The 18,503-nt window shown below is 60.0% G+C and carries 16 protein-coding genes; 12 read left to right on the top strand and 4 right to left on the bottom strand.

Going from position 1 to position 18,503, the window contains the following annotated elements; genetic code table 11:
• Both EXN68_RS17000 and EXN68_RS17005 read left to right on the top strand, forming a co-directional pair.
• A complete protein-coding gene (locus EXN68_RS17000) occupies positions 1–1,068 on the top strand; it encodes a phosphotriesterase family protein (protein ID WP_142841987.1) in 1,068 nt (355 codons plus the stop codon).
• 24 nt (positions 1,069–1,092) lie between these two features.
• Positions 1,093–1,863, top strand: coding sequence for a glutamine amidotransferase (locus EXN68_RS17005; protein ID WP_142841988.1), 771 nt, complete (start codon positions 1,093–1,095; stop codon positions 1,861–1,863).
• Positions 1,864–1,872: 9 nt separating this feature from the next.
• Here the strand turns inward: EXN68_RS17005 and EXN68_RS17010 are convergent, their stop codons facing one another.
• On the bottom strand, positions 1,873–2,769 hold the full coding sequence (locus EXN68_RS17010; protein WP_142841989.1) for a ribokinase: 897 nt from the start codon (positions 2,767–2,769) through the stop codon (positions 1,873–1,875).
• Positions 2,770–2,793: 24 nt separating this feature from the next.
• On the opposite strand from EXN68_RS17010, the gene EXN68_RS17015 reads away from it, so the two are divergent.
• Both EXN68_RS17015 and EXN68_RS17020 read left to right on the top strand, forming a co-directional pair.
• Positions 2,794–3,639, top strand: a complete 846-nt coding sequence (locus tag EXN68_RS17015) for a BtpA family protein (protein WP_142841990.1) — start codon at positions 2,794–2,796, stop codon at positions 3,637–3,639.
• A 10-nt stretch (positions 3,640–3,649) separates the two neighbouring features.
• Positions 3,650–4,909, top strand: a complete 1,260-nt coding sequence (locus EXN68_RS17020; protein WP_142841991.1) for a Zn-dependent hydrolase — start codon at positions 3,650–3,652, stop codon at positions 4,907–4,909.
• 120 nt (positions 4,910–5,029) lie between these two features.
• Here the strand turns inward: EXN68_RS17020 and EXN68_RS17025 are convergent, their stop codons facing one another.
• The 3 genes from EXN68_RS17025 to EXN68_RS17035 are packed head-to-tail and all read right to left on the bottom strand — an operon-like array spanning position 5,030 to position 7,613.
• On the bottom strand, positions 5,030–5,926 hold the full coding sequence (locus tag EXN68_RS17025; protein WP_142841992.1) for a dihydrodipicolinate synthase family protein: 897 nt from the start codon (positions 5,924–5,926) through the stop codon (positions 5,030–5,032).
• A 29-nt stretch (positions 5,927–5,955) separates the two neighbouring features.
• The gene (locus tag EXN68_RS17030) at positions 5,956–6,837 is read right to left on the bottom strand and encodes an SMP-30/gluconolactonase/LRE family protein (RefSeq protein WP_142841993.1); all 882 of its coding nucleotides are present in this window, start codon (positions 6,835–6,837) and stop codon (positions 5,956–5,958) included.
• Between the two features lie 56 nt (positions 6,838–6,893).
• The gene (locus EXN68_RS17035) at positions 6,894–7,613 is read right to left on the bottom strand and encodes a FadR/GntR family transcriptional regulator (RefSeq protein ID WP_142841994.1); all 720 of its coding nucleotides are present in this window, start codon (positions 7,611–7,613) and stop codon (positions 6,894–6,896) included.
• Between the two features lie 302 nt (positions 7,614–7,915).
• Here EXN68_RS17035 and EXN68_RS17040 point away from each other — a divergent pair, with 302 nt between their 5' ends.
• From EXN68_RS17040 to EXN68_RS17075, 8 genes are all read left to right on the top strand, one after another.
• The gene (locus EXN68_RS17040) at positions 7,916–9,865 is read left to right on the top strand and encodes an ABC transporter substrate-binding protein (RefSeq protein WP_142841995.1); all 1,950 of its coding nucleotides are present in this window, start codon (positions 7,916–7,918) and stop codon (positions 9,863–9,865) included.
• Between the two features lie 122 nt (positions 9,866–9,987).
• Complete coding sequence (locus EXN68_RS17045; RefSeq protein ID WP_142841996.1) at positions 9,988–10,974, top strand: ABC transporter permease; 987 nt, start codon at positions 9,988–9,990, stop codon at positions 10,972–10,974.
• A 9-nt stretch (positions 10,975–10,983) separates the two neighbouring features.
• Entirely contained in the window at positions 10,984–12,108 is a 1,125-nt protein-coding gene (locus EXN68_RS17050; RefSeq protein WP_142841997.1) for an ABC transporter permease, read from the top strand.
• A gap of 8 nt (positions 12,109–12,116) precedes the next feature.
• Complete coding sequence (locus EXN68_RS17055) at positions 12,117–13,841, top strand: ABC transporter ATP-binding protein (RefSeq protein ID WP_161991370.1); 1,725 nt, start codon at positions 12,117–12,119, stop codon at positions 13,839–13,841.
• 44 nt (positions 13,842–13,885) lie between these two features.
• Complete coding sequence (locus tag EXN68_RS17060; protein ID WP_142841998.1) at positions 13,886–15,073, top strand: galactarate dehydratase; 1,188 nt, start codon at positions 13,886–13,888, stop codon at positions 15,071–15,073.
• A complete protein-coding gene (locus EXN68_RS17065) occupies positions 15,060–15,926 on the top strand; it encodes an aldose epimerase family protein (protein WP_142841999.1) in 867 nt (288 codons plus the stop codon). Before EXN68_RS17060 ends, EXN68_RS17065 begins: the two co-directional genes overlap by 14 nt.
• A gap of 135 nt (positions 15,927–16,061) precedes the next feature.
• Complete coding sequence (locus EXN68_RS17070) at positions 16,062–16,862, top strand: FadR/GntR family transcriptional regulator (protein WP_142842000.1); 801 nt, start codon at positions 16,062–16,064, stop codon at positions 16,860–16,862.
• A gap of 78 nt (positions 16,863–16,940) precedes the next feature.
• Positions 16,941–18,449: an ABC transporter substrate-binding protein gene (locus EXN68_RS17075; protein WP_142842001.1), complete on the top strand. Its 1,509-nt coding sequence runs from the start codon at positions 16,941–16,943 to the stop codon at positions 18,447–18,449.
• The last annotated feature ends 54 nt before the right edge of the window (positions 18,450–18,503 follow it).

The following is an 18,503-nucleotide window of genomic DNA, read 5'->3' on the forward strand; positions in this document are numbered from 1 at the left end:
ATGACCTCAGAATTGTCCGAAGGACATGTCCGTTCCGGCAAGGTCATGACCGTGCGCGGGCCCGTTCCGGCAGAACAGCTCGGTGTGACGTTGATGCACGAGCATATTCTCAATGATTGCCGGTGCTGGTGGCATGCGCCGAAAACGCCGGAGCGGCAATATCTGGCCGATGGTTTCGTCTGTATGGAAATCCTCGGCGAGTTACGCCAGGACCCTTTCGTCAACAGGCATAATATTACGCTGGATGACGAGCCGCTGGCGATTGCGGAATTGATGGATTTTGTCAGTGCCGGCGGTCAAACGGTCGTCGAGCCCACCTGCCAGGGGATCGGCCGAAACCCGGCGGCGCTGAAAAGGATATCCGAGGCCACGGGGCTCAACATCATCATGGGAGCGGGCTATTACCTTGCCTCATCCCATCCCGGCAAGGTGGCGAGCCTCAGTGTCGAGGCGATTGCGGACGAAATCGTTGGCGAGGCGCTGCATGGTGTCGATGGCACTGGCATCAAGATTGGCCTGATCGGTGAAATCGGCGTCTCCGCCGATTTCACACCGGAAGAGGAGAAATCCCTGCGCGGCGCGGCACAGGCACAGGTCCGTATCGGCCTGCCGCTAATGGTACATCTGCCGGGATGGCTGCGGCTGGGGCACAGGGTTCTCGACATCGTCGCCGGGGAGGGGGCGGATTTAAAGCATACCGTTCTTTGCCACATGAACCCTTCGCATGACGATCTGGCCTATCAGGGGGAGCTTGCCGCGCGCGGCGCCTTCATCGAATACGACATGATCGGCATGGATTTTTTCTATGCCGACCAGCAGGTGCAATGCCCGAGCGACGAGGATGCAGCCCGCTCCATCGTCGCGCTGGCGGAACGCGGTTACCTGGATCGTATTCTCCTCTCCCATGACGTCTTCCTGAAAATGATGCTGACGCGATATGGCGGCAATGGCTACGCCTATATTCTCAAGCATTTCCTGCCGCGCCTGAAACGGCACGGTCTTGGCGACACCGCTCTTCAAACCCTTATGCGGGATAATCCGCTCTCGGTCTTTCAGGCAAAGGCCTGATGAACTTATGGAAATGGAAAGATCATGACAAAAAAAGTGCTTCTCGTCGGTGAAAGCTGGGTCAGTTCGGCTACTCACTACAAAGGTTTCGATCAGTTCGGCAGCGTCACCTTCCATCTCGGAGCCGAGCCTCTGGTCAAGGCGCTGGAGGGCAGCGACTATGAGCTGACCTATATGACAGCCCATGATGCGGTGGAAAAATTCCCGTTCGAGATGGCCGGACTGGACGTCTATGACGCGATCATTCTTTCAGACATCGGCGCCAATTCGCTTCTATTGCCGCCAGCCGTCTGGCTGCACTCCAAAACGGTGCCGAACCGGTTGAAACTGCTGAAGGCCTGGGTCGAAAAGGGCGGCGGCCTGCTGATGGTCGGCGGTTATTTTTCCTTCCAGGGGATCGACGGCAAGGCCCGCTGGCGTCGTACGCCGGTCGAAGATACTTTGCCCGTGACCTGCCTTCCCTGGGATGACCGGGTGGAAATTCCGGAAGGCTCGACCGCAGATATTCTGAAACCCGACCATCCGACGGTCGCCGGCCTTTCTGGCGAGTGGCCGCTTCTGCTCGGGGTGAACGAGGTCGAGGTTCGCGATCGCGCCGATGTCGAGGTGGTTGCCCGGCTGCCAAAGGATCAGGGTTCCCATCCCCTGCTCGTGACCGGACGTTTCGGCAAGGGCCGCACGGCGGCATGGACCTCCGACATTGGTCCGCACTGGCTCTCTCCTGCCTTCTGCGAATGGGACGGATATGGTCGCCTATGGAAGAACATTCTCGGCTGGCTGACGGAAAAGCCGTGATCGGAGGGGCTAAGTCCGCAGAATGGCCATCAGCTCTTCATGGCTGGGAAAGGCATCCTGCGTACCGCGGCGACCGACCGTGATGGCGGCGGCCCTTGAGGCATCTTCAAGGGCGCGCACATCCACGGCGACACCGCGAAGCATGGCGGAAGCAAGCGCCACGCCCGTGAAGCAATCGCCGGCACCCGTTGTGTCGACGATTGCGGCGGGTGCGGCCGGCACTTCGGTAGCACCATCGTTGGACACGAGCACGCAGCCCTGTCCACCAAGCGTGACGATGACGAGGCCGACACCGGCACGCAGCAGAAAAGCGCCAGCCTCGGCACCGTTCTCGCCGGTCAGCGCCTCAGCCTCGATACGATTGAGAACGGCGATATCGATAAGCGGCAGGACGCTTGCGAACCAGGGTTGCAGGGGTGAAGGATTGAAGGCCGTATTTAACCCCTTCGATCTTGCCGCATTGAGAATGGCGAGGGTTGTTTCTTCCGAGAGATTGCCCTGCAGGACGAGGAGGTCGCCGGATGCGGCGTCGCCAAGCGCGTCCAAGGCTGCGTTTTCATCAAGCGCTGCTGCTGCTGCACGGGTGGTGATGATCGAGTTTTCGCCGTCCGGAGTTGTCAGAATGATGGAAATATCGCTGGTGGGGCTGTCGACGGGAATGAGATTCGGTGTCAGGCGCTCGCGGGTGAGCGCTCTTCCGATCGCAATGGCGCGATCGTCCATGCCGACGGCAGCAACCAGCGTGGTTTCGACGCCGCATCGTGAAAGAACAATGGCCTGATTGCAGCCTTTTCCACCGAGACTGCGCGAGGCCTGCTCGCCAAATATCGAAGCGCCTGCCTCGGGCAGCGCTGAAATGGAATAGGTTTCATCGAGTGCGATATTGCCGATAACAAAGGCGCGCATGAAGAACTTTCGAAAGGGATTTAAATGCAGACCATATCCGACAACACAGCCAATGCCATTCAAGAAATTTTCGGCCGAAGCAAGGCATTGATCGGCATGGTCCACTGCCCGGCCTTTCCGGGAGCGCCGCGTTATCGGAACGCGAGCATGGATGCCATCTACGATACGTGCATGCGCGATGCGGAACGCCTTGTCGAGGGCGGCATGCATGGTCTGGTCATCGAAAACCACGGAGACGTGCCATTTTCCAAGCCGGACGATATCGGACCGGAAACGTCAGCCTTCATGAGCGTGGTGACGGACCGCATCGTTCGCGCCGCCGGCGTGCCGGTTGGCATCAACGTGCTGGCCAATGCTCCCATCCCGGCCTTCGCGATCGCGATGGCGGGCGGGGCAAAGTTCATCCGCGTCAACCAATGGGCAAATGCCTATGTGGCCAATGAAGGTTTCATGGAGGGGCGAGCAGCCGAGGCGATGCGCTACCGTTCGCTGCTGCGGGCGGAGCATATCAAGGTTTTTGCAGACAGCCATGTCAAGCACGGCGCCCATGCCATCACGGCGGATCGCAGCATTGATGAGTTGACGCGCGATCTCGCCTTCTTCGACGCCGATGGGGTCATTGCGACGGGCCAGCGCACCGGCAACAGCGCCTCCCTTGAGGAAATAGAGGAAATCGGTGCGGCGACGCATCTGCCGCTGCTGGTCGGATCGGGTGTCAATGAGGGCAATATCTTCGAAATCCTCAAACGTACCAATGGCGTGATTGTCGCCTCATCGCTCAAGGAAGGCGGGGTGTGGTGGAACCCCGTGGAGCTGTCGCGCGTGCGTTCTTTCGTGGCGGCTGCGCGGCCCGCCCTTGATGCCCGATGAGGAGATGAAGATGGGACAGTTTGCGATCAACGGTGAAAGACTTCTGGTAAACCTGGATCGTTTCGCAGCAATCGGTGCCACCGACAGGGGAGGCGTGAATCGGCAGGCCCTTACACGGCTTGATCGCGAGGCACGACGGCTGTTGACGCAACTTGCCCTGGAGCGCGGATTTTCCGTGTTTCAGGATCCCATCGCCAATCTCTTCATTCGCAGAAATGGGCGGGATAACAATCTTTCACCGCTCTTGATCGGCAGCCATCTCGACAGTCAACCGTCGGGTGGCCGATTTGATGGCGCGCTTGGAACGCTTTCAGCTTTTGAGGTTCTTGAGACCCTTGAAGATTTCGGCGTTGAGACGGAGCGTCCCGTTGAGGTCGTAGCTTTTACCAATGAAGAAGGCTGCCGCTTTGCGCCCGGCTGCATGGGGTCGACGGCCTTTGCGAGCGGGACAATACCAACGAACTGGTCAAGCCTGCCGGCAACGGATGATGGCGCCGAATTTGCAGGTGAGCTTGCCGCAACCCTGCAAAGCCTGCCCGAAGCAACCATGCGTGGCCTCGGGTTTCCGGTCTTTGCTTTTCTTGAAGTCCATATCGAGCAGGGACCGTCTCTCGAAAAAGAGGGGCTGCCAATCGGCATCGTCACGGGGATACAGGGTACGCGCTGGCTGGAAGTGACGTTGACCGGACAGACCGCTCACGCCGGGACGACGGCACTCATGTACCGACGCGATCCGTTTCATGCCGCGGTGAATGCGCTTGGATCCCTTTTTCCCGCTATCATGCCGTCAGACCCTGACGCCCGCTTCACGGTCGGTCGAATTGCGTTGCAGCCCGGCGCCGTCAACGCCATTCCGCAAACCGCCACCTTCACCGTGGATCTCCGACACCCGTCTTCCGAAAGGCTTGACGACATGGAGGAGAAAATCCGTGCGGTTGTGGGGGATGCTGCATTGGCGCAGGGCTGTGAAGCGACAATCCGTCAGATATTCGACATGCCGCCCGCAAATTTTGAGGAGGGCATTCTATCGGCCCTCGACCGTGCTGCGCTCGAGCGCGGTTTTGCGACGCGACGGATGTTGTCGGGTGCTTTTCACGATGCGCTGTTCATGAACCAGGTCGCGCCATCGGCGATGATTTTCGTTCCGTGCCGCGATGGTCTCAGTCACAACGAGGCGGAACATGTTGAACCCGAGCATAGTATTGCCGGCTGCAACATGCTTTTGGCCGCGCTCCTTCAATTGCCATCGCTGGCGACAGTCGAGGGGTGAGATCCGACTGCCACTCGTTTGATGGAAACGTAACCGGCAACCGGCGAGTTGCCGGTCACAAGCTTGCCTATCAGGTCAGATTCGAACCCGGAAAAATGCGGCCCGCCGGCAGTCCGTCCGTCAGCGCCAGCTGGCAAGCAATCCTTCCAGCGTTGCGCGATCCTCCTTATCGAGGCGCGCAAGTCCGGGTGCGCGAACGGGACCGACAGCGAGGCCGAGGATTTCCATCGCCTCTTTCACCACCGTCACATTTGCGCCATTGCGATAACGTGTCCGCAACCGTTCGAACAACTCGATCTTTTCGACGATCTTGCGCGCCGCGTCAAAATCCCCTGATGTCAGTGCGTCGAGGACCTGCAGTGAGAATTGCGGCGCAACGTTCACCAGACCGGATGTGAAGCCGCGTGCACCGGCGGCGCAAAAGGCGGGTGCCCAGCTTTCAGCCAATCCGCAGACATATAGTGCGCCGTTCGGATCGGAGGCGGCGATCGCGCGCGACAGAAGCATGATATCCGTCGTTGCGAATTTGATGCCGGCGACATTCTGGTGGCTGGAAAGCCTTACCATGTCATCGACCGAAAAACCGTCGGCCCTGACATAGGCCACCAGCGGCAATTCGCTGCCCTCTGCGAGGCCGAGAAAGTAGTCGATCTGCGATTGCGGGGCTGCAAACGGGTCGACCGGCTGATGCGACATGACGGCGGAAGCCCCCATGTCCTTTGCCTGCCGCGCCATGGACAGCGCTTCGCGCTGCGAGCGTCCGATCGCCGCCGTCACCGGGGCCTTCCCGTTTACGCCTTTTATCGCGGCCTCAAAAACCCGTAGAATTTCAGCCGGCGTCAGGGCGTAGAACTCGCCGGTATTGCCCGCCGCGACGATGTTGTGGATGCCTGCCTTTGCCACGCGGGCGTAAACCTCGGCGGTGACACCGGCGTCCACTTCGCCGCCTGCATCATAAGCCGTCACGGGAACGCCGGAGATACCCTGCAGGGCCTGGCGAAAATCGAATGTCGTCATCAATTTGTTCCTCAAGGTAAAAGGGCGTCTCAGATGGAGAATGTGTGAACGGGCGTGCCGGCGACAGGCGCATCGAACGCAACGACGGTGCCGGCCGTGGAGACACCGTCGGTTTCGGTCACCAGACTGGTGAGATAGATCGTCTTAAGGCCCGGACCGCCGAAACACGGCATGGTCGGCCCCTTGAAGGGCAGCTTGTATATCTCGAACAATTCGCCTTCAGGCGTAAAGCGGTTGAGCCGTCCGCCCTGAACGCCGGCGCTCCAGTAGCAGCCCTCGCTATCGGTCGCCGCGCCATCCGGCCTGCCTTCGTCGGGCGCAAAATCGTGAAGGCGTTCGGCCGGGCCGAGCCTGCCGGTTGCGACATCGAAATCGAACGCCTGATACATGAGCCCGCTGCTGTCGGAGTGATACATCCGCTTTCCATCCGGGCTCCAGGCAAGGCCGTTTGATGTGAACATATTGCCGTCGATGATACGCTCGATGCCGCCGTCAGGTGCCACCCTATAGAGGCGCGCATTGCCTGTGGGCACGGCGGCCTCGTCGCGGGTTCCCACCCAGAAATGCCCGTCCGGGCCAACCTTGCCGTCATTGAGGCGGCTATCGGGTCGTCCTTCGTCGGGGTCGCACAGAAGGTCGAGCCTGCCGCTTGCGGGGTCGAGCAGATGCACGCCCGTCTTGAGGCCCGCCACAACAAGGCCATTGTCGCAGAGACCAAGACAGCCCACCTGGGCGGGCATGTCGAACCGGTCCAGCTTTCCGTCCGGATGCAGGCGGAAAATCGCCGGGGCGAGAATATCGACGAACCACAGATTGCCCGTCCGCTCGTCCCATGCGGGCGATTCGCCAACCTTCAAAGGCGTATCGACGAGGGGACGGAGTTTTGGTTCTATGATGCGCGGCTGGCTCACTGATTATTCTCCATCGCCCCTTCAGGCCTCGTTTTCTTAGGATTGCGGGATTGGTTCTAGCCGCCGACGCCCTGAAACATGCGGGCGCGGGCTTTGAGGATGTGGTCTTTCATAGCGTCATGGGCCGCCTGCTCGTGGCGCGCAAAAATCGCTTCGACGATGGCGGTGTGCTCGTTCTGCACTTCACGCACATGCTGCGGTGTACGTTTGAGGCTGAGACTGCGTGTCACCGACTGGCCGATGGCGAAATGCGGTTTGAACCAGATGCGTACGGTGATGTGGAACTGGTTATGGCTTGCCCTGGCAATGGCTTCGTGCAGGGCGAAATCTTCCTCTGCGCCAAGATCGTTGCGCTCGAGACATTGTTCCAGCGCTGCGATGGCCTGCTCGATCCGCGTCTTGTCGGTCGCCTGCCAGTTGCGCGCCGCAAGTTCGGCTCCCGAGGCCTCAAGGCCGGCCCGGAACTCGAAGAAGCGCTGCACGTCGGCAAGCGAACCGACCGGCACCTGCTGCAACACCGAAGAGTCCGGTTGCTGGCGCACATAGGAGCCGGAGCCTTTTTGCGAAACGATAAGCTCGTCATTGCGCAGCCGCTCCAGCGCTGCGCGCACCACCGGCCGGGAAGCCCCGAACAGCGACGCCAGGCTTTGTTCGGACGGTAGCCGCTCGTTTATGGGAAACCGCCCGTCCGAAATCATGCCGACGATCTTTTCGTAGACGATGTCGCTGAGCCGGGTCTCGCCGCGTGCGGCCGACGATGTGGTCGTATTGTCCATCAGCACACCTTTCGTTGCAAATCGCTGAAGTTGAACGGTTTCCTGTATGTCATCCGCAACAGAAATACCGGGGTTTTATCAGCGTGGAGCGCTGCCGTTCCGATCTTTATCGTCAAACCTGTCTTCGAAAATCGCTCTACGAATAAAAAATATGTAAAAAGCTGTCAATACTTGTAATCATCTGAAAACGCCCATATGGTCTGCCCCTGCCGGTGGAGGATCGGCGTGCTGGCTGGCCGGGAGGGCCGCTGCGACACAGTGAAGGCTGTTTTGCTGCCGGTGATTTTTTGGGAGGATAATCGATGCGCGATGGGGATAAATTTTCGCTTGGCGTGACGCGCCGGACCTTTATGGCGGGGCTTGGCGGCGTCGCCGCCCTTTCCGTCATCGGGACTTCGGCGCGGGCCGCCACCGGCAAGGAAGCGCCGGAACTGGCTGCCTTGGTAAAAGACGGCAAACTGCCGCCCTTGGCCGAGCGCCTGCCGAAAAATCCGATGGTGGTGACACCGCATGAAAAGATCGGCACCTATGGCGGCACCTTGCGCCGTGGCCTGCGCGGTTCGTCGGACCATAACGGCATTCTGCGCATGGTCGGCAACCAGGGGCTGGTCCGCTGGAACATGGATTTCACCGAAGTTCTGCCGAATCTCGCTGAAAAATGGGAGGTCAATGACGACGCCTCGCAGTTCACCTTCCATCTGTTGCAGGGCGCGAAATGGTCTGATGGTCATCCCTTCACCGCAGATGACGTGGTGTTCGCCATCGAGGACTGCATCAAGAACAAGGAGCTTTACAGCGCCACCCCGGCCCAGCTTTCCGTTGCGGGTGAGGCCGTCGACGTCGAAAAGGTCGATGATTTCACGGTAAGGTTCAAATTCGCAGCGCCGAATGCCCTCTATCTCGAGAACCTCGCCACACCGCTCGGCCAGCATCCGACACTGTTTGCCAAGCATTATTGCAGCAAGTTCCTGCCGAAATACAACACCTCGCTCGATGCCGATGTGAAGGCAGCCGGCGTATCCAGCTGGACGGAGCTGTTCCGCGCCAAGTGCGGTGATATCGAAATCCCGTCGCGCTGGTCGAATGTCGACAAGCCGACGCTTGATCCGTGGGTGGTGAAGGAACCCTATTCCGGCGGCGCGACCCGCGTGGTCATGACCCGTAACCCTTACTTCTGGCAGGTCGATACCGAAGGCAACCAGCTTCCTTACATCGACGAAGTCAATTTCGGCATCTCGCAGGATGTCGAATCGCTGATGCTGAACGTCATTTCCGGCAAGATCGACATTCAGGAGCGCCATATCAGCGTTCTCGCCAACAAGCCGACGCTGTCGCAGAACATGAAAAAAGGCGATTATCGCCTGTTGACGCTGGTGCCGTCTGCTTCACAGCAGTGCCAGATTTACCTGAACATCACCCATAAAGACCCGGCAATGCGCAAGATGTTTGCCGACAAGTCCTTCCGCCAGGCGCTGTCCATTGCGCTCAACCGGCAGGAAATCATCGACATCGTCTATTTCGGCCAGAGCGAGGGATATCAGGCCGGGCCACGCCCGACCCACCCCTGGTACAATGAAAAGCTGGGGCGCCAGTACACCGAATATGATGCCGCCAAGGCGAATGAACTTCTCGACAAGGCCGGTTACGACAAGAAGAACGGCAATGGCATGCGGCTTCGTCCCGACGGCCAGCCGATCTTCTTCTCCATCGATGTCATCCCGACGCTTTATCCCGATCTGGTCGATGCGCTGGAACTGGTGAAGGCGCAGTGGGCGCAGATCGGCGTCGATATCAAGGTCAACACCATCGAACGCGCGCTCTATTACACGCGCGGCGATGACAACGCCCATGATGCGGCGGTCTGGCCTGGCCCGGGTGGCCTCGATCCAATGCTCGATCCGCGCGATTTCTTCGCCTTCCACCCGCAGGGATCGCGTTACGCCATTCCATGGGCGCTCTGGTATACGTCCAACGGCCAGAAGGGCGAGGAGCCGCCGGAAAGCCAGAAGAAACGCTTCAAACTGTTCGATGAGGCGCGTTCAACGGCCGACCTTGCCAAGCGCGGTGAGAAGATGAAGGAAATCTTCGATATCGCGGCGGAAGAGTTCGAGACGATCGGCCTCTGCCTTGCTGTCGGTGGTTTCGGCATCATTCGCAACAATCTGCGCAACGTGCCCGAGACCGAACCCGACAGCTGGTCGTGGCCCAATCCCGGCCCGGCGCTGCCGCAACAGTTCACCTTCACAAGCTGACACCACCATATGGGCGTCGCTGCCTCATCGCGGCGACGTCTCTCAGGTTGTTTCCACCGCCCACAATTCGTCTCCCTGGTTGGAAGGCGGCGGGTGCGGTCCAATGTGATTGCGAGAACGACATGCTGCTTTTTATCGTAAAACGCCTGCTGTGGATGATACCGTCCCTGTTTGCCGTCAGTTTCCTTGCCTTTGTCCTGATCCAGCTGCCACCCGGCGATTATGTGACGACCTATATCGCCACCTTGGCGGCTTCCAACGAGGTCATCGACCACAATACGGCGGCGCAGCTGCGTGAACGCTTCGGTCTCGATGACCCGATGATCGTGCAATATCTGAAATGGATATGGGGCATCATCAGCCGCGGTGATTTCGGCATTTCGTTCGAATGGCAGCAGCCGGTTTCCGGCCTCATCTGGGAGCGCATGGCGCTGACGCTGGTTCTGGCCGTCGCCAGCCTTCTCGCCACCTGGGCCATCGCCCTTCCGATCGGCGTTTTCTCCGCCGTGCGCAAATATTCGATCGGCGATTATCTCTTCACCGCCTTTTCCTTTTTCGGCCTGTCCATACCGTCGTTCCTGCTGGCGCTGGTGCTGATGTATGTCGCGGCGGTGGAGTTCGGGGCCGATGTCGGCGGGCTGTTTTCGGCGGAATATGAAACGGCGTCCTGGAGCATCGCCAAGATGATCGACCTGATGGCCCATATCTGGCTGCCGGTCGCCATCCTTGCCGTGTCATCCACCGCAAGCCTCATCCGCGTCATGCGCGCCAATATGCTGGACGAATTGCCCAAGCCCTATGTGACCACGGCGCGTGCAAAGGGATTGTCCGAGTTCAAGCTGCTGACGAAATACCCGCTCAGAATTGCGCTCAACCCGTTCATTTCCACCATCGCATGGCTGCTGCCCAATCTCATTTCGGGCTCCGTGGTGGTCGCCATCGTGCTCAATCTGCCGACGGCTGCACCGCTGCTTCTGCAGTCGTTGATGGCGCAGGACATGTATCTCGCCGGCGCTTTCGTGCTGTTGATCTGCGCGCTGACGCTGATCGGTTCGCTTATCAGCGACATCCTGCTTGCGCTGGTCGATCCGCGCATCCGTCTCGAATAGGAGGGCGCCATGAGCGATATCACCATGACCACCAATGCCCGGCAGGACCGCGCCGCCGTCGCTTCGCAGTGGCAGCTCATCTGGTGGGCCTTCAAGCGCCACAAGCTGGCCATGGCCGCCCTGTTCATCACCATCGCCATGTATATCGTCGCGCTGGTGCCGGGCTTCTTCGCCATCAACGATCCGGTGCTGCAGAATGCCCGCGCCACCTTCCATCCGCCGCAGCGCGTCCACTTCATCGATACGACCGACGGTTTGTCGCTCGGGCTGCATTATTATCCGCTGAAACTAACGCGCAATCCCGAGACGCTGGCGGCGGTGTTCGTCGAAGATACGGCAACGAAAATCCCGGTCCAGCTTTTCGGACGTGGTTACGAATATTCCGTGTTCGGCCTGTTCACCACGGATATCCACCTGCTAGCTTCCACCGACAAGACACGGCCGCTGTTTCTTTTCGGCGCGGATCGTCTCGGCCGTGATGTCTTCAGCCGCGTCGTGCAGGGGTCGCAGATTTCGCTGTCGATCGGTCTTGTCGGTGTGTTCTTCTCGCTGCTGCTTGGTGTCGTTCTCGGCGGCATCTCCGGTTATTATGGCGGACGCATCGATTTCGTCATGCAGCGTGTGATCGATTTCGTGCTCTCGCTGCCCACAATTCCCATCTGGCTGGCGATGGCCGCCGCGCTGCCGCAGGGTTGGCCGGCGACGCTGCAATACATGATGATCACCATCATCCTGTCCTTGACCGGCTGGGCGCAGCTTGCCCGCGTCGTGCGCGGCCGTTTCCTGTCGCTCAGAACCGAGGAGTTCGTGGCCGCGGCCCGGCTGGATGGTGTGCCGGAAGGGCGCATCATCTTCCGCCACATGCTGCCGAGTTTTTCGAGCCATATCATCGCCTCCGTCACGCTTGCGGTTCCGGCGATGATCCTTGCGGAAACCTCGCTGTCCTTCCTTGGCCTCGGCCTTCAGCCGCCGACGATTTCCTGGGGCGTTTTGCTTCGCGAGGCGCAGAATATCCGCTCGATCGCAACCGCACCCTGGCTGTTCCTGCCCGGCGTCGCTGTTGTCGTTGCCGTCATGGCGCTCAATCTGCTCGGTGACGGTCTGCGCGACGCAGCCGACCCCTATAACAAGTGAGGCCCCGGATGAGCGATATTCTCTCCATGAAGCCAGCAAAGCCGCTGCTTGAAGTCCGCAATCTGGTCACCGAGTTTCCGGTCAGAAACGGGGTATTCCGGGCGGTCAACGATCTGTCTTTCTCCATTGATCGTGGCAAGACGCTCTGCGTTGTCGGCGAAAGCGGTTCGGGCAAGTCCGTCACCGCCCGCTCGATCCTGCAGATCATCGACAGTCCCGGCTCCATCGCATCCGGGTCGATCATCCTCAACCGCGCCGATGGGACGTCGCTGGATCTCGCAAAGCTCGATCCGCGTAGCCGGGCGATCCGCTCGGTGCGCGGCGCAGATATCGCGATGATCTTTCAGGAGCCGATGTCGTCGCTTTCACCCGTGCACACCGTGGGTGACCAGATCACCGAGGTGCTGCGGCTGCATCTGAAGATGAGCAAGGCGCAGGCGCGGGCCGAGGCTATCGAGCTGTTGCGGCAGGTGGAAATCCCCAATCCTGAAAAGGCGCTGGATCGCTATGCCTTCCAGTATTCCGGCGGCATGCGCCAGCGCGCCATGATCGCCATGGCGCTGGCCTGCAAGCCGCAGCTTCTGATCGCCGACGAACCGACGACGGCGCTTGACGTGACGACACAGGCCGAAATCCTCGACCTGATATCGCGGCTGCAAAAGGCGCATGGCATGGCGGTGCTGTTCATCACCCACGACATGGGTGTGGTGGCGCAGATTGCCGATGACGTGCTGGTCATGCATCACGGTGTTGCCAAGGAATATGGCACCGTCGAGCAGATATTCCACAGCCCGCAGGACCCCTATACCCGCATGTTGATCGGCTCGGTGCTGAAACTGGAGCAGAAAGCGGAAATCCGGCTTGCCCGCCCGCCGCTCGATCTTGCCGCAGCGCCCATCCTGGAGGTCAACGACCTCTCCATGCATTTCGGCGAGATGAAGGCGCTGGATGGCGTCTCGATCAAGCTGTTGCCCGGCGAGACGCTCGGCATCGTCGGCGAAAGCGGTTCCGGCAAGACCACGATGGGCCGCTCCATCATGCGCCTTTACGATCCGACCAGCGGCGAAATGCGCTATCGCCGGGCGGATGGCACGGTGGTCGATTTGGCCAAAATCGAAGGTGCCGAGCTGAAAGCCGCACGGCGCGAATTGCGCATGGTCTTCCAGGACCCGTTCGGCTCACTCAATCCGCGCATGACGGTAGCGCAGGTGATCGGCGAGCCGTTGCTGGTCAATGGCATTGCCAGGGGCAGGGAACTGGATGAACGCGTCTGTGCGCTGATGGAGCAGGTGGGGCTGGACCCGACCGGGCGTGAGCGTTACCCGCACGCCTTTTCGGGCGGCCAGCGCCAGCGCATCGGCATCGCCCGCGCCATCACTCTGAAGCCGCGTATCATCGTGGCTGACGAGGCGACCTCGGCGCTGGATGTTTCGGTGCGGTTCCAGGTGCTGGATCTGCTCATGCGGCTGCAGGACGAGCTGGGGCTCGCTTACATCTTCATCAGCCACGATATCGGCGTCATCAGATACATGTGCGACCGCGTCGGGGTGATGTATCGCGGCAAGCTGGTGGAAGTGGGAGAGGCGGAAAAGGTCTGCAACGCGCCGGATCACCCTTATACGCAGGCGCTTCTTTCCGCCATTCCGCGCCCCGACCCACGCGACCGGGATCGCACCCGAAGGTTCCGTTATGTCGAGCCATCCGAGATCAAGAACGGGGTTGCGGCCCGATAACATCGCGGCCGTTGCATCCTGCAATTCATGAGGAAGACTAAAGCATGAAAATCGATCGCATGCGGGTATTCGTCACCCGCGACAAGGACCGTCCCCGCGTTGTCGTCGCTCTTGATACCGATGACGGTCTGACCGGCTGGGGCGAATGTTACAATCACGGCCCGGATCTCGCCCTGCCGCCGTTACTGGATTATCTCTATGGTTTCCTTGCCGGGCAGGATCCGACGCGGGTTGAATATCTCTACAATCTCCTTCTGCAGCAAAACCGTTTTCCGCCCGGCGCGCTCGGTCTCTCGGCCATCTCGGCGCTGGACCATTGCCTCTGGGACCTTGCCGCCAAGGCGGCGGGGGTGCCGGTCTACAAGCTGCTGGGCGGTGAAGTGCGCGACCGTATCAAGGTCTATGCCGGGGTCTACACGGCTCCGGACGCGCCGGCTGCAAAGGAAGAGTTCGATCGTCTGAATGAGGACTGGGGCTTCACGGCCTTCAAGCTCAGCCCGTGGCGCCTCGATATCCACGCCCATCGCTGGGGCGAGGTGGTGCGCAGTTCTGCCGAATATTTCCGCTCGCTGCGTGAAACCGTGCGGCCCGACTACGATATCGCCTTCGATGCCCATGCCAAGATTTTCGAACCTGCGGCCGCCCGCCAGCTCGGCAACGCGCTTGCCCCTTATGATCCGCTGTTCTTCGAGGAGCCGTTGCGTCCGGAAAACATCGAGATGTGGGGAGACCTGAAGCAGGGGCTGAACTGCACGCTGGCAACGGGGGAAAGTCTCTATCATCGCAATGAGTTCCTGCGTCTTCTTCAGGTAAAAGGTGCGGATATCATCCAGCCTGATATCTGCGTCGTTGGCGGCATTTCTGAGATGCGCCGCATCGCTACGCTTGCGGAAGCCCACTTTGTCAGCATCGCGCCGCATAACCCGATGGGGCCGCTCGCCACCGCCGTCAATGTGCATTTTTCCGCTGCCCAGCAGAATTTCCGAATTCTCGAATACCGGCTGCCGAAAGGGCAATGCTACGTCTATGGCGGCACCGATCTGGAAAAACGCGAGGATGAAACCCGTTATGTCGTCGACCCCTATCTGCCGAAGGATGGATATCTGGAACTGAGGCCGGATCGCCCCGGCTGGGGTGTCGAGATGGATGAAAAAGCCATGCAGGAAGATGGTTATGTTCACTGGCAAAGACGGGTGCCGAAACGGCCTGACGGATCCTATGCCTTTGCCTGAAACGGTTGCAATAAGCTGCGGGCCGTTTTCGGCCCGCCTGCGACCCGCATGGGGCGGCAGGATGACCCATCTGCACCATGCCGACCACGGCGATATTCTGGTGCCTACGGGCGAGGACGGTTTCGAGCCGCTCAACTGGCCGCGCGCCGGCGCATACCCGCTGTTCCCTTATCACAACCGGCTTTATGGCGGCTCATTCGTTCATGCCGGCATCCGCCATGACCTCCTGCCACACCCTGCGCTCGCGCCGGATGCCATGCATGGACCTGCTCACCGGCGCGCATGGGAGATTTCCGATCTGGATTTCGATCGGGCCGGGCTGGTACTCGACTATGAGGCTGACGGGGAATGGCCCTTTTCCTTCCGCGCCAAACAGTCTTTTCTGCTTGAAAACACTGGCCTCACCGTGGACCTGTCGATCACCAATCTGGCGGACGTGCCCGCGCCTATGGCGATTGGATGGCATCCCTATCTGGCTGCCGGCCTTGGTTGCGACGCGCGCACGGATGCAAGGCTGCAATATCCGCTGGACCCGCAGAACGTGCCGACTGGCCAGCCGGCAGTCCCTCGCCACAACACCGCCATTCCCGCCGCAACGGGATACACGTTGCATTACACCGACTGGTCAAATGCGCATGTGCAATTTGACAGGTTTTCGCTGCGGATCGAGGCCGATCCCGTTTTTGGCCATCTCGCCGTTCACCGCATGGACCGCTATCTTTGCCTCGAGCCCGTTTCCATGGCCGCCGGAGCGCTCGGTCTGCCGGAGATGCAGCGGGAAGTGTTTGGTGTGAGGATCATCCCGCCCGGAGAGCGCCTATCGGGACGCATCCGGCTTTCCATCGGGCCTTGAGGAGCACAGGGCGCGTGAGAACGTCATGCGCCTGCGACGCACTTCACTCTCAAAAAAACGCCACATGCCCATATTTTGAGCGTGAAAAATCGTCGCTCAAAAATGCGCTTGACGTCGGCAAAAATTTCTCACCAAATGAACCAATATCAGATTGGTTCAGACAAATGGTGCGGCGTGGCAGCAGGCCCTAACGACAATTCCAACTACGCCTTGGCGCGGTTGCGTGACTATATTCAGGCGAATCATCTCGCGAGGGATGGGCGTCTGCCGACGGAGCGGGCCTTTGCGGAGACTTTTAGCGTCGGCCGCCGTTCGATCCGTCGGGCGCTGGAGGTTCTGGAAGCCGAAGGCCTGATCTGGCGGCGGCAGGGGGCCGGAACCTTTGTGGGTGAAAAACCGGATGATTGGTCCGCCCAAGTCACGGAACTGGTTGCCGGAACGGATTTCATGGAAATCATGGAAGTGCGCCTGCGCATAGAACCGCAGCTGGCGCAGCTTGCGGCCATGCGCGCCAAACCGGCCGAGGTGGAACGCATGCGCGCGCTTGTTCAAAAGACCGGCCAGAGCACGGATGCCGACGCCAAGGAATTATGGGATGGCTCGCTCCATCGCCAGATCGCCCAGAGCGCCGGCAACAAGCTTTTCCTGTCGATCTTCGATGTCGTCAACCGCATTCGCCAGGACGATGCATGGCAGTCGATCCGCGAGCTTGCCCGGCGCAGCGGCACGAATGGCAGGGCGTCTTTCGAACAGCATATGGCCATTGTCGAAGCCATTGCCGACCGTGATCCGGCGCGTGCCGGTGAAGCCATGCGCCAGCATCTTCTCATGCATCAGGAAAGGCTGATCCGCGCCACCTCGCTCGGCTTTCTGGAGGAAAACACCGGGGAGGGCAATGCGGCCGAGGCCGATAATTCGCTGACTGAGGCCTCCTGAGGCCACGGATGAAAACTGTCGTCCCGCAAGGGGCGGCCAATGACAAAAAGTCAAAATAACCAGACCAGAGGAACGAACATGAAAAAGATCCAGACACTGACTGCGGCGCTGCTCGCCAGCGCATTGCTCGCCGCGCCGGCGCTATCATCCGAATTGCGCATCGGCCTCAATGACGATGCCGATGTGCTCGACCCCGCGCAATCGCGCACCTTTGTCGGCCGCATCGTCTACACCGCCATGTGCGACAAGCTGGTGGATATCTCGCAGGACATGAAGATCGTGCCCCAGCTTGCCACCGAATGGGCGTGGTCCGAAGGCGGCAAGGTGCTGACCATGAAAATCCGCGATGGTGTCAAATTCCACAATGGCGAGACGCTTGATGCGGCTGCCGTGGTCGCGACCATCGAGCGCAACATGACGCTGCCGGAATCGCGTCGCAAAAGCGAGCTCTCCTCGGTCGAAAAGGTTGAGGCGACGGGACCGCTGGAGGTGAAATTCAAGCTGAAGACGCCCGATGTTACCCTTCTGGCGCAGCTTTCCGACCGCGCCGGGATGATCGTTGAACCCAAGGCGGCCAAGGAACTGGGCGCGAATTTTGGTTCGAAACCGGTTTGTGCCGGGCCGTTCAAATTTGTCGAGCGTATCCAGCAGGACCGTATCGTGCTCGAGAAATTTGCTGACTATTGGGACAAGGACAAGGTCCTCGTCGACAAGGTCGTCTATCTGCCGATCCCAGATACGACCGTGAAGCTTGCAAACCTTCGCGCCGGCGACCTCGATATTGCCGAACGCATTTCGGCGTCCGATGCGGAATCCGTCAGGAACGACTCCAAGCTGACCTATGCCGATATAATCGGGCCGGGTTACATGGCCATGTATGTCAACATGAACAATGGCGCGCGTGCGGATAATCCGCTCGGCAAGGACAAGCGCCTGCGGCAGGCGTTCTCCTATGCCATTGACCGCGAGGCGATCGGCCAGATCGTCTTTGAAGGCACCTCCAAGGGTGGCAATCAGGCCTTCCCGCCCACAAGCCCCTGGTTCAACCAGAGCCTGCCGGTGCCGCCGCGCGATATCGACAAGGCCAAGCAGCTGATGAAGGAGGCGGGTTACGAGAAGCTTGACGTCGAGCTGCAGCACGCCAACAACACCACGCAGACGCAGATGATGCAGGTCATCCAGTCCATGGTGGCCGAGGCCGGTTTCAACGTCACCCTGAAGGCGACCGAATTTGCCACGCTGCTGTCCGAACAGACCGCCGGCAATTACCAGCTCAGCCGTTCCGACTGGTCGGGGCGTATCGATCCCGATGGCAACCTACACCAGTTCGTCACCTGCAAGGGCGGCATCAACGATGTGAAATACTGCAATCCTGAAGTCGACAAGCTGCTGAACGAGGCCCGCGCCTCGACCGAAGATGCGGTGCGCAAGGAAAAATACGATGCCGCAAGCGTCATCCTCAACGATGACATGCCGATCATCTATCTTGGCCACCAGCCTTATGCCTATGCCATTTCCAACAAGGTCAAGGGCTGGGCGCCGTCGCCCGATGGCATGATTCGCCTTCTCGGCGTTTCCAAGGACTGACAGCTTTGAACAGGTCGCACGGCTTGCCGTGCGGCCCCCAGCACCGGACTCAAA

The sequence above is a fragment of the Martinezella rhizogenes genome (genome assembly GCF_007002745.1).
Taxonomy (GTDB): domain Bacteria; phylum Pseudomonadota; class Alphaproteobacteria; order Rhizobiales; family Rhizobiaceae; genus Agrobacterium; species Agrobacterium cucumeris.

What these genes read in the sequence shown, in the direction of transcription:
- EXN68_RS17045 (WP_142841996.1), top strand. Translation starts at nt 9,988, where the DNA reads ATGCTGCTTTTTATCGTAAAACGCCTGCTGTGGATGATACCGTCCCTG.
- EXN68_RS17040 (WP_142841995.1), top strand. Translation starts at nt 7,916, where the DNA reads ATGCGCGATGGGGATAAATTTTCGCTTGGCGTGACGCGCCGGACCTTT.
- EXN68_RS17055 (WP_161991370.1), top strand. Translation starts at nt 12,117, where the DNA reads ATGAGCGATATTCTCTCCATGAAGCCAGCAAAGCCGCTGCTTGAAGTC.
- EXN68_RS17070 (WP_142842000.1), top strand. Translation starts at nt 16,062, where the DNA reads ATGAACCAATATCAGATTGGTTCAGACAAATGGTGCGGCGTGGCAGCA.
- EXN68_RS17020 (WP_142841991.1), top strand. Translation starts at nt 3,650, where the DNA reads ATGGGACAGTTTGCGATCAACGGTGAAAGACTTCTGGTAAACCTGGAT.
- EXN68_RS17075 (WP_142842001.1), top strand. Translation starts at nt 16,941, where the DNA reads ATGAAAAAGATCCAGACACTGACTGCGGCGCTGCTCGCCAGCGCATTG.
- EXN68_RS17015 (WP_142841990.1), top strand. Translation starts at nt 2,794, where the DNA reads ATGCAGACCATATCCGACAACACAGCCAATGCCATTCAAGAAATTTTC.
- EXN68_RS17035 (WP_142841994.1), bottom strand. Translation starts at nt 7,613, where the DNA reads ATGGACAATACGACCACATCGTCGGCCGCACGCGGCGAGACCCGGCTC.
- EXN68_RS17060 (WP_142841998.1), top strand. Translation starts at nt 13,886, where the DNA reads ATGAAAATCGATCGCATGCGGGTATTCGTCACCCGCGACAAGGACCGT.
- EXN68_RS17005 (WP_142841988.1), top strand. Translation starts at nt 1,093, where the DNA reads ATGACAAAAAAAGTGCTTCTCGTCGGTGAAAGCTGGGTCAGTTCGGCT.
- EXN68_RS17000 (WP_142841987.1), top strand. Translation starts at nt 1, where the DNA reads ATGACCTCAGAATTGTCCGAAGGACATGTCCGTTCCGGCAAGGTCATG.
- EXN68_RS17025 (WP_142841992.1), bottom strand. Translation starts at nt 5,926, where the DNA reads ATGACGACATTCGATTTTCGCCAGGCCCTGCAGGGTATCTCCGGCGTT.
- EXN68_RS17065 (WP_142841999.1), top strand. Translation starts at nt 15,060, where the DNA reads ATGCCTTTGCCTGAAACGGTTGCAATAAGCTGCGGGCCGTTTTCGGCC.
- EXN68_RS17050 (WP_142841997.1), top strand. Translation starts at nt 10,984, where the DNA reads ATGAGCGATATCACCATGACCACCAATGCCCGGCAGGACCGCGCCGCC.
- EXN68_RS17010 (WP_142841989.1), bottom strand. Translation starts at nt 2,769, where the DNA reads ATGCGCGCCTTTGTTATCGGCAATATCGCACTCGATGAAACCTATTCC.